General features: G+C 53.8%; 9 protein-coding genes. 4 read left to right on the forward strand and 5 right to left on the reverse strand.

Annotation, left to right across the window (positions count from 1 at the left end):
• Nucleotides 1-166: 166 nt before the first annotated feature.
• A complete protein-coding gene (locus ALP8811_RS10880) occupies nt 167-2,803 on the forward strand; it encodes a DUF3131 domain-containing protein (protein WP_108857126.1) in 2,637 nt (878 codons plus the stop codon).
• A gap of 187 nt (nt 2,804-2,990) precedes the next feature.
• On the opposite strand, the gene ALP8811_RS10885 is transcribed toward ALP8811_RS10880, so the two are convergent.
• Entirely contained in the window at nt 2,991-5,672 is a 2,682-nt protein-coding gene (locus tag ALP8811_RS10885) for a cation-translocating P-type ATPase (protein ID WP_108857127.1), read from the reverse strand.
• Nucleotides 5,673-6,262: 590 nt separating this feature from the next.
• On the opposite strand from ALP8811_RS10885, the gene ALP8811_RS10895 reads away from it, so the two are divergent.
• Nucleotides 6,263-8,149: an SLC13 family permease gene (locus ALP8811_RS10895; protein WP_108857129.1), complete on the forward strand. Its 1,887-nt coding sequence runs from the start codon at nt 6,263-6,265 to the stop codon at nt 8,147-8,149.
• On the opposite strand, the gene ALP8811_RS10900 is transcribed toward ALP8811_RS10895, so the two are convergent.
• The 3 genes from ALP8811_RS10900 to ALP8811_RS10910 form a co-directional block, all read right to left on the reverse strand.
• Nucleotides 8,143-8,334 carry a hypothetical protein gene (locus tag ALP8811_RS10900; RefSeq protein ID WP_108857130.1) on the reverse strand — a complete coding sequence of 64 codons (192 nt, stop codon included), beginning with the start codon at nt 8,332-8,334 and terminating at the stop codon, nt 8,143-8,145. The genes ALP8811_RS10895 and ALP8811_RS10900 overlap by 7 nt on opposite strands.
• Before the next feature lie 237 nt (nt 8,335-8,571).
• The gene (locus ALP8811_RS10905) at nt 8,572-10,491 is read right to left on the reverse strand and encodes an ATP-binding protein (RefSeq protein ID WP_108857131.1); all 1,920 of its coding nucleotides are present in this window, start codon (nt 10,489-10,491) and stop codon (nt 8,572-8,574) included.
• Nucleotides 10,472-11,311, reverse strand: a complete 840-nt coding sequence (locus tag ALP8811_RS10910; RefSeq protein WP_108857132.1) for a phosphate/phosphite/phosphonate ABC transporter substrate-binding protein — start codon at nt 11,309-11,311, stop codon at nt 10,472-10,474. The genes ALP8811_RS10905 and ALP8811_RS10910 overlap by 20 nt, the downstream gene beginning before the upstream one ends.
• Before the next feature lie 285 nt (nt 11,312-11,596).
• On the opposite strand from ALP8811_RS10910, the gene ALP8811_RS10915 reads away from it, so the two are divergent.
• Both ALP8811_RS10915 and chrA read left to right on the forward strand, forming a co-directional pair.
• Nucleotides 11,597-12,571 carry a sulfotransferase family protein gene (locus ALP8811_RS10915; protein ID WP_219928725.1) on the forward strand — a complete coding sequence of 325 codons (975 nt, stop codon included), beginning with the start codon at nt 11,597-11,599 and terminating at the stop codon, nt 12,569-12,571.
• Nucleotides 12,561-13,781, forward strand: coding sequence for a chromate efflux transporter (gene chrA / locus ALP8811_RS10920; protein ID WP_108857134.1), 1,221 nt, complete (start codon nt 12,561-12,563; stop codon nt 13,779-13,781). Before ALP8811_RS10915 ends, chrA begins: the two co-directional genes overlap by 11 nt.
• Before the next feature lie 168 nt (nt 13,782-13,949).
• Here the strand turns inward: chrA and ALP8811_RS10925 are convergent, their stop codons facing one another.
• Nucleotides 13,950-14,474 carry a DUF3833 family protein gene (locus tag ALP8811_RS10925; protein ID WP_108857135.1) on the reverse strand — a complete coding sequence of 175 codons (525 nt, stop codon included), beginning with the start codon at nt 14,472-14,474 and terminating at the stop codon, nt 13,950-13,952.
• Nucleotides 14,475-14,519: the final 45 nt, after the last annotated feature.

A 14,519-nucleotide genomic window follows, 5' to 3' on the forward strand; every position in this document is an offset into this window, starting at 1 on the left:
CTGTGTCGCGTCCCGTAATGCTTTGGTGTTACCCTCAGTCTGTCACAGCCAGCAGGCTGAAGGAACGCGTATATGGTCGCAGGCTTGCAGGGTGTGACGTCTTGGTTGTTGGCCGCAAAGCCTAAAGCTGCAATGGTGAACGGGGCGGCAATAGTAAGGAGTGGTGATGGATCGTCGGACTTTTCTCTCTCGCACCATGGCCGGAGGGGCGGTTGCATTCACTTCGTCATGGCAAATGGCGCATGCCGCAGCCACACACCCAAGTCTTCTGATTGTCAGAAACGTTACCCCACGCAGTTCGGCGTCCGCACTCGTGTCTTTCCTAGACCCGATCACTTCGCAGAACCTGCCCGTTTGCATCGCGGTTAAGTTTGGCCCCGAGGACTGGGAAAATGCAGACCAGAACGCCAGTCTGATGGAAGCACTGCAAAGGCTGACCATCGACTATCCCGGTCTGGTCGATTTGGCGATCGAGCTGCCGGGACTTGCAAGTGAACTTCCCTATTTGCGTATGCGAAGCGCAAGCGAAGCCCGCAACAGGTTCCAACACGCGATGGTTAAAGCCAATGGTACCTACGCACCGCAAACGGTGATCACCGACATGCAAGATGGCGAGCCTCCGACCCTTGAAGGGCTTCGGAGCACTGGCTTTCTGACCTCGTTCCTGATCCCGGAAAGCGGGCGCGCACCGACGGTTTGGCGAAATGCTGATGGTACGCAGCAAGTTAACGGGGGATGGCGTCTTCCCCCCTCGCCTACCTCTGATCAGATCGCAAACACATTTGCTCAAGCGACATCCCAAGATGGGCCTTTGGTGTTTGTCGCGTCTTTTCCTGACGACAACACACAGGAAGAAGACGCTTTCTTTGATCAGGGTGCCATTCTTGGAGACGCCTTTCGACGCAATCTGACTTCCAGTCGCAACTATTTCATTTTGCCATCGGAACTCAGGTTTCGTTCCGGCACCGCTTTCGCCCGCAACATGGTTCTCTGCGTCGAAGCGGACGGGTCCGACAAAACAAGCGATAGCCTCAGGTCGCAACTCGCCGCCGCGAATGTGCCCTTCACCGCGCTTTTGCCGGCCGCGCGGGCAGAGAGTATCGCAAACGGCCTGACTGAAACCGGGGCCCACCAATGCCTCATGGTCTCAAACTCTGACATGGACGATTGGCAAGACATCAGGAATCCAGCGTTCGAGACAAGCACCACCGGCACAGACGAGCCCGTACACTGTATCGCGCTTGATCGCGCAGGGGACGGGGCCCCAGACGCCCCTGCCCTCGCGGGCTTTGAAGTTATTCTCGACACTGCGGAAACCGAAAAGGGTGACATCGGATTTGATGCTCAGGGCGCGCTTCGTCTGAGAACATCAGTGGTGATCGACACGCCTGTATCTGCGCAGAAACTTCTGGAAGATTTGCTGCAAACCATCCCGTCCAGTGAAGACGTCACGCTGCGGATCAAAGAAAGCGCCTTCACGCAGCCTGAAGACGCGCACGCGTTGGTCAACAGCCTTGTCGAATTGGCGCAGTCAGACCAGTTTCGTGTCTTGGACCTTCAACAGTTTTTCAAAGCCGTTACGACAAAAAGCGAACCTGCACGGCTTCTTCGATCCGCCAGCCGCTGGCCAGCACGCATCACCAACGCGGACATGGAACCGAATGAGCGTGCGCGATTGTTTGAAGACGCCAAGATGGCTTGGTCCTATTTCGACGGTCTGACGGATCCCGACACAGGGTTGGTGCCTGCGACAGCTTGGGTTGAAGACAATCAGATTGAAACCTATCGGTTCAGCACGATGTGGGACACGGGAACCCTTCTGTTGGCGATCGTGAGTGCGCATAGCATCGGCATCTTGGACGACGACGCGTTTGAACTGCGCTTGAAGAAAGCCTTGGATGGGCTTTCGACCGGTACGTTCAACGGGTTGCGGCTGCCCAAGGGACTGACGTCGACAGATGGAAAAGCCAAGGGCGACGACGACTACAATGCAAGCGACACCGCAAGGCTGCTGACCTCGCTTCATCTGGTCCAATCCTATGCCAAACAGGATTTGGGGATCGGCGACATCGTTCGTGGGTGGGACTTAGAGAAAACCATTCAAGACGGAACCCCAATGACAGTGCGCGGCAGCAAACTGGTGTCTGCCTATCAATCCAACTACGCAGGATACATCGCGCGCGGCTTTGGTCTTTGGGGCTATCCGGTGACGTCGCCCTACACGGACCCCAGACCCGGATCTCGTTTCGATCAAGGGGTTCAAATTCTGCATGAAGTAGCGCAGTTCGGCCCTATCGGCACAGAACCGCATCTTCTCGAAGCAGTGGAGCTTGGCGCCTCTCCTCTGGCACACACTGCTGCCGAGGCTCTGTTCGCAGCGCAAATCGATGAATACCGCGCAACAGGGAAGCTGGTCTGCGTCTCAGAAGGCCCCGTAAACCGAGAGCCGTGGTTCGTGTACCAAGGCTATCAGATCGCCGATGACGGGGGGAAATGGACCGCCGAGACCCTTGACCCGTCCCCGCGTTTCCAGACCAAAGGATTTGTTCGGGCTGTCGATATGCTGAACAGCAAAGGTGCATTCCTCTGGAATGCCCACCGGCCAAATGACTATACGGATCGCTTGGTCAATCAAGTGCGCGAAAAAGCCGCGACAAGTGAACTTGGGTTCAGTCCCGGCGTGTTCTCGGTGACCGGCAAATCGGATCAGGCTTACAGCGATGTCAACACCAATGGCGTCATCTTACAGGCGATCGCTTTCCGTCTGAACGGCGGCATCCCCTGCTCGGAATGGGCGCAGTAAGGAAGGCAAATGCTTCCAAGGGGAAGACTGGCCGGTTAGATGCTCGCGTGTCGTTTGGAACTGCAATCTGGCTTAGCGCGCAACCATCAAACCCAACCGGGCTGAAAGGTATAACGCCTCTTTGGGTTTGCGCGCATATCTCTGAGCGCCCTAGGTCAAAGGCCGACGCCAAGAGCTATGAGGCAAATCACCAAGTCAGCCAGCGGAGCACGAAGGGATTATCCCGACGCACGAACACCCTGCGAATTTCGTCACCCAATAGGATCGCAAACGCAAAGGGAAGCGAGAGCGCCAAATGCCACATTTCCAACGGTGCGGTTCCGAAGAATGTATTGAAAGCCGGGACATAGCTGATGCCCGCCAATAGAAGCAGCTCGAACGAGATGCCCACCAACACAAGCGGATTGGAGAACAGGCCAACCGTGAATAGGCTCTGGGTTCGCGTTCTGCAGATGATCACATCCGCGACCTGACAGATAATGATCGATGCAAAGAAACCAGTGATGGCGGTTCGATACAACGGGTCACTATTGGCAAGGTCCTGTCCCCACTCCCACCCTCCGCTGTACAGAATGGTGAAATAGGTAAAGAAACCCGCCGCGGCCTGAATCATTCCAACGATACCGTAGCTCATCAAAAGCAGGTTCCGGCTGAGCAGCCGTTCACCCCGTGGCCGTGGTTTGCGCTTCATAACGTCGGTTTCCGGCTTTTCCGCGCCCAACCCAAGTGCCGGCAGAATATCCGTTCCCAGGTCAATCGACAGGATCAGAATAACCGTCAGGGGCAAGGGAATATCCAGCAGAACGAACGCCACGAAAGGCAGGATTTCTGGGATGTTGGACGTCAGAATATACGCAATGAACTTCTTGATATTGTCAAAGATGGTCCGCCCTTCCTCGACGGCCGAGACGATGGTGGCGAAATTATCGTCCATCAGCACCATATTCGATGCTTCTTTTGCGACCTCGGTACCGCCGACTCCCATAGCCACGCCCATATCCGCATGTTTCAGCGCGGGGGCGTCATTTACACCGTCCCCAGTCACCGTGACGATTTCCCCAAGCGATTGCAGCGCCTGCACGACCTGCAGCTTCTGGGCAGGCGCAATTCGGGCAAAAATGATCTCGGGCTCGTCACGCAAAACCTGCAACAATTCTGCGTCTTCCATCGAGGAAAGCTCGTCCCCTTGAACAACACGGCCATTGGGGCCCATCAAGCCGATCTGGCAGGCAATTGTTTTTGCCGTCAAACCGAAATCACCGGTCAACATGATCACCCGGATACCGGCCGAGTGGCAGCGCGCAAGAGCATCCGGAACTTCCGGTCGCGGCGGATCGATCATCCCGGAAAGCCCTAGGAACACATAGCCATCTTCCGGGACGTCACCTTTGCCACAGGATCGGGCCGCGAAGGCAAGACCGCGTTCACCCCGGCCTGCCAGCACGCGGTATTGTTGGATAACCTCGTCCTGACGTTCTTTGTTAAGGGGGTATTCTTTGCCGTTTGATACGATGCGATCACACATCGCCAACACAACCTCAGGAGCACCTTTCAAGTAAGCCTGAGGGCCGTCGCCAGCATCGGTCACAATGATCATGCGTTTGCTGGTGGAATTGAAGGGTTGCTCTGCAAGTTCTTCCACCTCTCGCAGCGCGGCCACGTCGGCATGTTCGCGCGCGTATACCAGCAGCGCACCCTCTGTCGCATCGCCGGAAAAACCGTCCTCGGTCAAATATGCGTTGTTGCAGACGCACATAACTTTCAGCAAACGATCGAAAGACGGCGTTCCCTTTATCAGATGATCGGTGGCCGCATATTCTTCCCCATTCAGAACGACAGTGTTCACACCCAGCTGATTCTGAGTCAGCGTCCCGGTCTTGTCGGTGCAAATGACAGTCGTCGATCCCAGTGTTTCGACACTTTCCAAATTCTTGATCAACGCGTTCTTTTGCGCCATCCGGCGACTAGCCATGGTGAGGCTGAGCGTCACGGTCGGCAGCAACCCTTCCGGGACATTGGCCACAATAATGCCGATGGCAAAGATCAAACTGCCGATCCAACTGTTTCCGATGGCGACGGAAACGACGAAAAAGCTTACACCAAGGAAGATCGCAATGAAGCTGATGACTTTGATGAAATAGCTAAGCTCTTTGTGAATCGGAGTCTCGTGAGCATCCGTGGATTTCGTCAGTTCAACGATGCCGCCAATCTGGGTATTCATACCCGTTTCAACCAGTACGACCTTTCCTTCGCCGTTCTGCACAAGCGAGCCCGAGAACACCATGTTCGGGCTTTCCAGCACCGCATCCGCTTGTTTCCCTTCGTCCAGAAGCTGTGGCTCGCTTTCACCGGTAAGGCTGGAATTGTCGACCTTCAGCTCCTTGGCCTCGATCAACCGTCCGTCGGCAGGCACTCGATCGCCCTCGTTCAGAATAATTACGTCACCGGGCACAAGGTCCCCAGCGGCGACTTCCTGCGGGCTGCCGTCTCGAAACGCTGTGATCATAGAGGGCAGCATGCTTTTGAAGCTGTCCATGATCCGCTCGCTCTGGTGTTCCTGAAAATAGGTGAAAGCAGCGTTAAGCAGCACCACAGCAATCAGGGCGATAGCGATGTAGAGGTTGCCCTGGCCTGGGTCCATTTGCTCGGCCGTCATCGCCAGAGCACCGCCGACAATCAAGAGCAACGCAAAGAAGTTCTTAAACTGCAAAAGGAACTTCAAAATTTCCGGGGTGTCTTTCGAAACCTTCAGCTCGTTGCGACCGACTTGCGCCAAGCGCCTATCCGCGTCTTCTGTCGTAAGCCCTTCGGTCGAACTGTCCAGATCATCCAAAACGCTTTTCAATGATCCTCTATGCCAGTTCGCCATGAAACACCCTTTTCTTTGTATAATTATCCGCTGGAGCGGGTTGTCTTTATTCAGTCCGATCCATTTCGAAAACTTCAGACACGACGAGCCGCTGTGTCTGATCGAATTGAAAGTATATCCAGAAATGTGAGGCGTAAGATTTTCAATCAGCGCCCTACCACTGGCGCGATGATGGTCACCGCAAACTGAGCACGCCCGCAATGATATACATCAAGGGAATTTCCCTTGTGGAGCTTCACCAATAGAACGGTCTCGACCCGAAGGTTGGCCACAATGATCACGAAGTATCGCTTTGGACCGAAAGCTGGCAGGTCCGCGTCGGTGCACTGCAGTCGTTGGGGAATTGAGCCAATTGGCGGGAGCTCGGTAAATGCCATGCCATAAAGATCCCGAACTTCACGTACAAACACTTCAGCGAAAGGATTGGGGGGCCAAAGAAACGCAATCTCGTTAGGGCTCCAGCTCGCCCGATCGCAGGTAAGGGACTGGCATTTGTGTCGCATAAGCTTGCCACATCGCGGTCTGCAGGCCTAACCTTGATTACTGACCTTTCCATTACGGAACGCGTCTCAATACGCGAGCGAGCCAAAATGATTCAAACAATAGCGTTTTCTTTCGAGATGGGTGTCGTAATGGCGACACTGGCTTTCACCATCTTCTTGTTTGTTTCAGAGATCATAAGAATTGATTTGGCCGCTATACTAGTCTTGGTAATTATCGGGATCCTTAGTTATCTTCCCGGCCTTGATCGATTGGCAGATGTGAACCACTTGTTTGATGGCTTTGCATCGAATGCTGTCATTTCGATCATCGCGGTCATGATCGTCGGGGCTGGGCTTGATAAAACCGGGATCATGAACAAGGTTGCAGCAGTCATCCTGAAACATGGTGGCTCTACCGAAGCAAGGGTGCTGCCCATCGTCTCGGGGACCGTCGGGTTCATCTCATCCTTTTTGCAGAACGTCGGGGCTGCGGCCTTGTTTCTGCCGGTTGTCAGCCGGATTTCCACACGGTCCGGCATCCCCTTAAGCCGCCTGCTTATGCCGATGGGGTTTTGCGCCATCCTTGGCGGGACCATGACTATGGTTGGCTCCTCCCCTCTGATCCTGCTGAATGACTTGATCCTCACCGCCAACACAAGCCTGCCAGACGATCAAAAGATGGAGATGTTCAGCCTGTTTTCCGTCACCCCGATTGGGGCGGCTCTGATCCTGACCGGCATACTGTACTTTCTACTGCTAGGTCGGTGGGTGCTTCCAAGCGCCAGTGAGGCTGAAAGCACTGGAACAGGACAAGGGACCCAAGAGTACCTCAAGCGCGTCTACGGTCTGCAAGCGGATGTATTTGAAGTTGAGGTTCCAGCCGAAAGTCCATTGGTTGGTAAGATCCTGGCCGACATCAACCACGAAAACCATCTCTACATCATCTCGACGTTTTATCGCGGCAAGACGTCGATGTTGCAGGTGCTAACAGCAGAAATCGCAGCCCCATGTCGGTTGGCAATCATTGGCCGCGAGGCTGCGGTCAACGAGTTTGCTGCAAAGTTTGGCTTGACTGTTCTGCCGGAACTGGACGTGTTCGTAGAGGAGTTTGCCTCGACCAATGCCGGGATCGCCGAAGTTGTGATTCCGCCGGACAGCAAGGTGATTGGCAAGTGCCCGCGCGACCTGTTGTTCCGAAAGACCTATGGCATGTCCCTGTTGGCCATCCATCGTGGCGAGGACACGATGAGCCATGTGGAAACCGAAGACCATGACTCCACTCAGATCGGGCTGGAAGTGTTTAATGCGGGTGACATGCTGGTTGCGCACACCAAATGGGACAACCTCACTCGGCTGAAGAATAACCGCGATTTCGTCATCGTGACCTCAGATTTCCCACAAGAGGAATTGCGCCCACACAAGGTAGGCTGGGCGCTGTTTTTCTTCGCAATTTCGCTGTCCATGATCCTGTTTACGGATGTGCGTCTGTCGCTATGTCTGCTGACCGGGGCTGTCGGCATGCTGCTGTCGCGGGTACTGAGCATTGATGAGGCTTACGGCGCGGTCGGGTGGAACACTGTGTTTCTGCTGGCCTGTTTGATCCCCTTAGGACAGGCAGTGCAAAACACCGGAACTGCGGAATGGATTGCGCAGAACATTCTGAAGGTTTTGGATGGCTGGCCAATTTGGTCGCTGCAAGCCGGCGTAGCCGTGTTGGCGACCGCTTTTTCGCTGGTGATGTCGAATGTTGGTGCAACTGTTTTACTTGTACCGCTTGCGGTCTCTATCGCCTTGGCCGCCGGGGGCGATCCCGCGATATTCGCTTTGACCGTTGCGATTTCGACCTCAAATTCGTTTATCATCCCAACGCATCAGGTAAACGCATTGATCATGGGGCCGGCTGGCTACAAAGTGAAAGACTTCGTTAGATCCGGCTCGATCATGACTGTTTTGTTTCTTGTCGTTTCGCTTGTAATGCTGAACGTCGTCTACTGATCAAACTGGATGTATCGAGGTTGGTTGACCCGTTGCCGATCCGTTGAATTGTCACCTGTCGCACTGTCGGGCCGATTCAGATCGGTCTTCTTATGCGGCGTGCCCCAAGCATCCAACCAGACCTTCCCAGAATAGATCAGCTGCCCGTTCATGCGGACCGTCGCAGGATTAAGACGATCCGGCATGGCAAAGAAATCGACGTCAAGTTTCGTCTACCCCTCAATGGTCAAGACGAGCCAAGAAACCCACTTTTCGAATACCGCAATTTAGACCCATTGCCGCTGACGTCAGACACAAAAAGGTTTACCCTGCCAGACCTCCGCGCAAGGGATTTGCCAGGTAGTTCGAGCGGCCACCTCAGGTTGATACTGCGCCGCATTCGAGGTCGGCTCAGCGCCCTGTTAAGAGTTGATGATGGACAATCACGCCCTGCAAGTTTGAGTTAGATGTTCAGATAGCGTCTCAACCAAGTCAATTTTCGATAGAGGCTTGGCTAGAAAGCCGTTCATGCCAGCTTCTAAACAGTTTTCGATATCTTCTGAGAAGGCACTCGCGCTCAAACCGATTATTGGAGTTTGGATCATTTGTTTGGATCCGTCCCGAATTCGGCGCGTTGTTTCCAGCCCGTCAATTCCCGGCATATTGACGTCCATCAGCACCAAGTCGAACCGTTCTTCTCGCATCAAATTGATAGCACTTTTGCCGCTTTCGGCGGTCGTTACTTCATGTGCAAGAGAACGTAGAATGACCTTGGCGATCTTAAGATTTGTTTTGCTGTCATCGACCACCAGCACATGGGACGGTTTGGTGGGGGGCCGATGAAGATGCGATACAACTTTCTGGTCGGTCTCAAGATTTGCTTTAGACTCCCGATCAACCTCCACAGGTTTGAACGGCAAAGAAAAATAGAAACGGCTGCCTTCGCCCTCTCGACTGTCTACAGACAGCGCGCCACCCATTTCTGCCACCAGCATATTGCAGATAGACAATCCAAGACCCGTGCCTTGGTATTCGCGATTGCTTCGATTATCCACCTGAACAAACCGTTCGAAGACATGTGCCTGATCCTGTTCCGAGATTCCAATTCCGGTATCAGAAGCCTCAAAGCAAATTGTGCAGTTTGGCGACTTGGTGTCAGCGACAGCGGAAACACTCAGTGTAACGCCACCTTCTGAAGTGAACTTGATGGCATTCCCGACGAGGTTAATCAGAACCTGACGCAATCTATTAGCATCGCCAATAACGGTCTTTGGGCATGTCTCCGGCACCGAAAAATCAAGGCTAATTCCCTTGTTTTGTGCCGCGACCTGAAAAATACCAACGACGTTCTGAACCAAGCTATAGATAGAGAATTCATCGCTGTGGAGCACAAATTTGCCCTCGTCCATCTTTGTGATGTCCAGGATGTCATCAATAATAGACTTAAGCGCTTTTCCGGATTCCTGTATTGTTTCAATAAGCTGTGCCTGCTCTTTCGGTAACTCTTGTTCCAGCAGAAGTTCGGCAATCGGTATTACCCCATTCAAGGGTGTGCGGATCTCGTGGCTCATGGTGGCCAGAAAACGTGATTTTGCCTCTGCTGCCGCCTGAGCTTCGTCGCGGGATGCAATCAGACTTTGTTCGTTTTCCTTGATGGTTGTCCGCATCGTTGAAAAACTATTGGTCAGATCGCCAATTTCATCGTTTGAGCTGGGCGGGATTTTCGCTTGATAGTTGCCTTGGGCTAGCTGCTGAGCCGCCGAGGCTAGCAGGGCAGCTCGTTTCACAACCCAATGCTCCAGAAGAACGCCGACCACAACAAGCGCCCCAAGGAAGAAAACCGCGATCAGGATTGTAAGATATCGAACTTGCCGGCGGATCTGACCAAGATCGTCGGAGATATCAACACGAACAGAAAGCACCGCCAATTCTTTGCCTTCAAACGTGATAACCCGCGATGTCTGAATTATGTCAGGCTTGGCCACCGGGTCGGCCTTAGACAAGGGATACAGACGTGTGCCATCAGGCGTTGTAAGAATAACGGTTTCCCAATTCTGGTATCGTCCCTGCATGCTGCTAAGAGTCTCGAAGACCGCACCAATCTGGTTTTGCAATAGAAACGGGATAAGCGCATCTGACAGAATTTCGACGTTCTGATCCAGATTTCGGACCTGCGAAACTGTCATCTCTCGAGTCAGACGCGGCTCCCAAATATAGGACAGCCCCAGCACACATATGCACATCATGCAGGCAAGCAGCGCCACGAAGCGGCTGCGCAGTTTGAAGCGTACGCGCGCCAAAGCCGAGGTAGTGGCCGCTTTGGCAGACGCCAATAGTGGTGGGTCACTCAACAAAGAACGCATCCAGACCCATTCCTTGCAATTCGGTGTAGTCTTCCAGACTTGTTTCGATCACCTCGCGGATCGGAACGCGTTCAAGCAATTCACGACCATATCCAGTTTTCCAAAGGTCAAGAAAGGCCTGCGTCACCTGTCTTTGTACTTCCTCAGGAACACGTGGATGAGCGGCAATGGGATGCGGCGGAACACGGGTGGTTTTGTAGAGGACGCGCAGCTGTTCGGATATTTCAATCGGCTGCGAACGGAACGTTCCCATCACCCCACCAGCTGCCGCAGCTTGGTTCAGAATAACATTTAGGTATGCCGACCCGTGTGTTGACACGTACATCGGCGAAAACTCGACATCGCGTTGATTGGTCAAGTCGGAACGGATTAACAGCGAAGCACCAAGTGCATTTGGCGCCGGGAACGCGATGGTTTGACCTTCAAGGTCTTCAACCGATTGATAGTTACTATCATCGCGTACAACCAGAATGCCGAACAATTCACGCCCGCCATCCCGTAAGAGCGGCTGATACCCTTGCGTTTGGGCGGCGATGATCGCGTGGTACGGGTTCATGTAGGCGAAATCGAATTCACCGTTCATGAAGCTGGTTTCAAATTCTGGTATCCGGGGCGAGCCCACAATCTCGAAGTCATAGCCAGTGCGCTTTTCGATTTCGCTGATGATCGGCTCCCAAATCCGTGCGAGCTTTCGCGCTTCGAATTGCGGAACGATGCCGAATGTATAGGTCTGCGCGCTTAGCGGCGATGCGTTTAGCCACAGCACGGCAATCACGCCAAATATGCCACCAATAGTTGAGTGAAGTATATGTCTGATCATGTGTGCCCCTTTGGACGTCGTCGGTAGTCGATCAACATCTCTGCCGATGCATTTGCGAGTTCGATTTCAGAGATTGGGGAAGATTGCTTAATATTTTCACTACGCAGATGGTTTTCCCAATTTCACGCCACACAGAGATGAGGCTCTTGAGGTTAATGGGACTTTCATTTGCGTTAACGAAACGTAAATAATTTACACGCTTTAGTTGAGCATCGAAGCTACCACCGCAATCCTGAAACATCAGAGAAGGTGGCCCAAAACGGAGCGCTGAAGATGCCATATTTTATGATCGGGACGCAAAGGTCTGGTTCGAACCTACTGCGTATCATGTTGAATCAATCACCCGAACTTGTTGCCCCTCACCCACCACATATTCTTGAACGACTCTGGCCGTTGTTGGTTGAATATGGCGACTTGCAGGATCCACGGGCGTTTTCGCGCTTGGTTGATGATGTTTGTCTGCTTGTCGAGACCAACCCGGTCAGTTGGAAACTGGGCCAGATTGATCGCACCGCCTTGGAGCAAGCTTGCTCAGAGAATTCACTCGTCGCCGTCTATTTTGAGATCCACAACCTGCTGACGCGCCACAACATGGCAACGGACTGGGTGTGCAAATCCCTAGCGAATGTTCACCTCGCGGATGAGATTGACCGCTTTGGTGGCGAGAACGCCAAGTTCATCCACCTGCATCGTGACGGCCGGGATGCAGCACTGTCGTTCCGCAAGGCGATCGTCGGCGAAAAGTCGTTCTATCACATCGCAAAGCAGTGGCGTGCAGAACAGGAGAAAGCACTGGAACTTGGTCGGAAACTACCAGCCGACCGCTTCATATCGGTCGCGTATTCCGATCTGATCACGCGTCCAGAAACCGAGCTGCGTCGGTTGTGCGACTTCATGAACATCCAGTTCTATCCCGACATGTTAGAGTTCCATAAATCCCGCGAAGCCGCGAGCACGTCGGTGGCCGGGCAGATGTGGTCTAATGTGCAAAAACCGGTCATGTCGCAGAACACAAACAAGTTCATGCGCGAGATGAGCCCGCATGACATCGCGGTGTTCGAAGCCGTCGCGGGCGATACTCTGACCAAGATGGGCTACCCATTGATGAGCGATTTTGACGATGAGAACCAGCGCCTTAAGGTGCAAGCTCTCGAAAACGCGAACCCCGATGACTTGCAGAAACGAAAGGCTCAGTCTTCGGTGATGCAAGGGATCAAGGAACGTCTCGCCAACAGCAACACAAAACGCCATGTCGCATAAATCTGTCAGCGCCCACGCCGGGGAAATCTCGCTCACCCAATTGTTTCTAATTTTCTTCAAAATTGGGTGCATCTCGTGGGGCGGATATATGGCACTGATCTCGGTTGTTCGGTCCGAGATCGTTGGGAAGCACCGTTTGCTTGAGGATGACGATATCATGGACGGTGTTGCCCTGGCGATGCTACTTCCGGGACCGGTCGCGGTGAATGTCGTCGCATATGTCGGCGACAAGATCCGCGGCCCGCTTGGCGGTGCGGTGTGCGCCGTGGCGGTGATCCTTCCGTCATTCCTTCTGATGGTAGGCTTCGCGGCCCTTTACCTGTCGTGGGGAACGATGGTTGTCGCGGACAAGGCGCTGGCTGGCGTTCTGCCCGCGATTGCCGCCATTATCCTGAATGCGGGCCTGCAGATGCGTGAGAAAGCCCTTCAGGGACCAATCGACATTGCTATGGCAGTAATTGCGGCCGTCCTGCTTTTGACCGTCGGTGGCATCTGGATCGTGATCTGCATATTCGCCGTCGCGGCGGTCGTGGGGATCCTGCGACATCAGACGGCCGATGCGGATACTCCCGCCGAAGAAACGCGCCATCAACCAACCTTTGGACGTGGGTCACGTGCCATCGCGTTGTTCTTGGCGATGTGTATCGGCCTGTTCCTGTTTTTGCCTCAGTTGAATATCACATCGATCCTTGTGCAGTTGTTTTCGGTGTTTTCCGGCATGAGCCTGCTGCTCTTTGGGGGCGGGTATATCTTTATCCCGATGATCCAAGAGGCCGTCGTGAATACTCACGGTTGGCTGACCATCGAGGATTTCGCAGCAAGTATTGCGCTCGGGCAGGTAACGCCCGGACCCATTCTAATCAGCGCAACATTCATCGGGTATAAAGTCGCGGGGCTCGCCGGCGCTGTGATTGCGACGATTGCAATCTTCATGCCTCCAGCTGCTCTGACCATTCTGGCCTCGCACCAGTTACAGCGTTTCCGTCACTTGTCGCGTTTCAAAGCTGCACAAGCTGGCATTCGTACGGCAGTGTTCGGATTGATCATCTCGGCGGCAGTCTCGCTGCTGATAGGGATCGCCAGTGAGGCGCCAAACCTCTTGGCACCGGCATCCATTTTCGGCCTGTCCTGCTTCATACTGATGTATCTGAAAAAAGGTGAAATCTGGACCGTGCTGATCGCGGCGGGCTTGGGGGTACTCATCTTCTAGAAGCGGCGTGCAGGCAGCTGGCGCCAAAATGCTCGAATGGTAAGAGGTTGCCATGCAACTGGTTCAAACCATTATAAAGTCTGGGAAAGAGAGTTGGTGGGGCCTGGCGGGATTGATCCGCTTTCGGCCCTCACCTAGTTACGACTGTTCGACTGCGCAATGCATCCCTCATGATTTTTCAAAAACGATGATCGCTTCACCGATGCGTACGCCGTATCGCGACACGTAAGCGCGATTGAGCACGCGGTCGTCATCAAGCAGCCACATCCAGTCATCAAAATCGACACGCATCGTGCCCTTTCTGACGGGCAGATCAATGCGATATGCCCAATTGAATGTATCGCCTTTCTCGCGGCCAGCAGCAGTACCTAGCACTCCCGGCGCCGTACCCTTCCACGTGTCTTCGCCAGTCTTTTCAAGTGTCCAGATACGCTGTTCGGTTTCACCATCGTCATAAGTAAAATCCTCGACCAACGTCAGTGTCCGGCCATCCCATTCACCCGTGATCTGAACGTCGAACCGGCGTTGGACAGTACCGAACCTGTCTTGAAACTGACCACGGGCAACCGTTTCACCTTCAAAGAATTCTTCGAGGTTGAATGTGCGTTCGGACAGAACGTCGTCATCCAAATCCGGTGCTCCCGAACATGCAGACAGGACAAGCAGTGCGAGTAGAGCGAGTGTCTTTTTCATGGTCTGTTTCCTTTGTTCGTGGCTCGTTCATTCGAGCGGTTGGTC

This window comes from Aliiroseovarius pelagivivens (genome assembly GCF_900302485.1).
Taxonomy (GTDB): Bacteria; Pseudomonadota; Alphaproteobacteria; order Rhodobacterales; family Rhodobacteraceae; genus Aliiroseovarius; species Aliiroseovarius pelagivivens.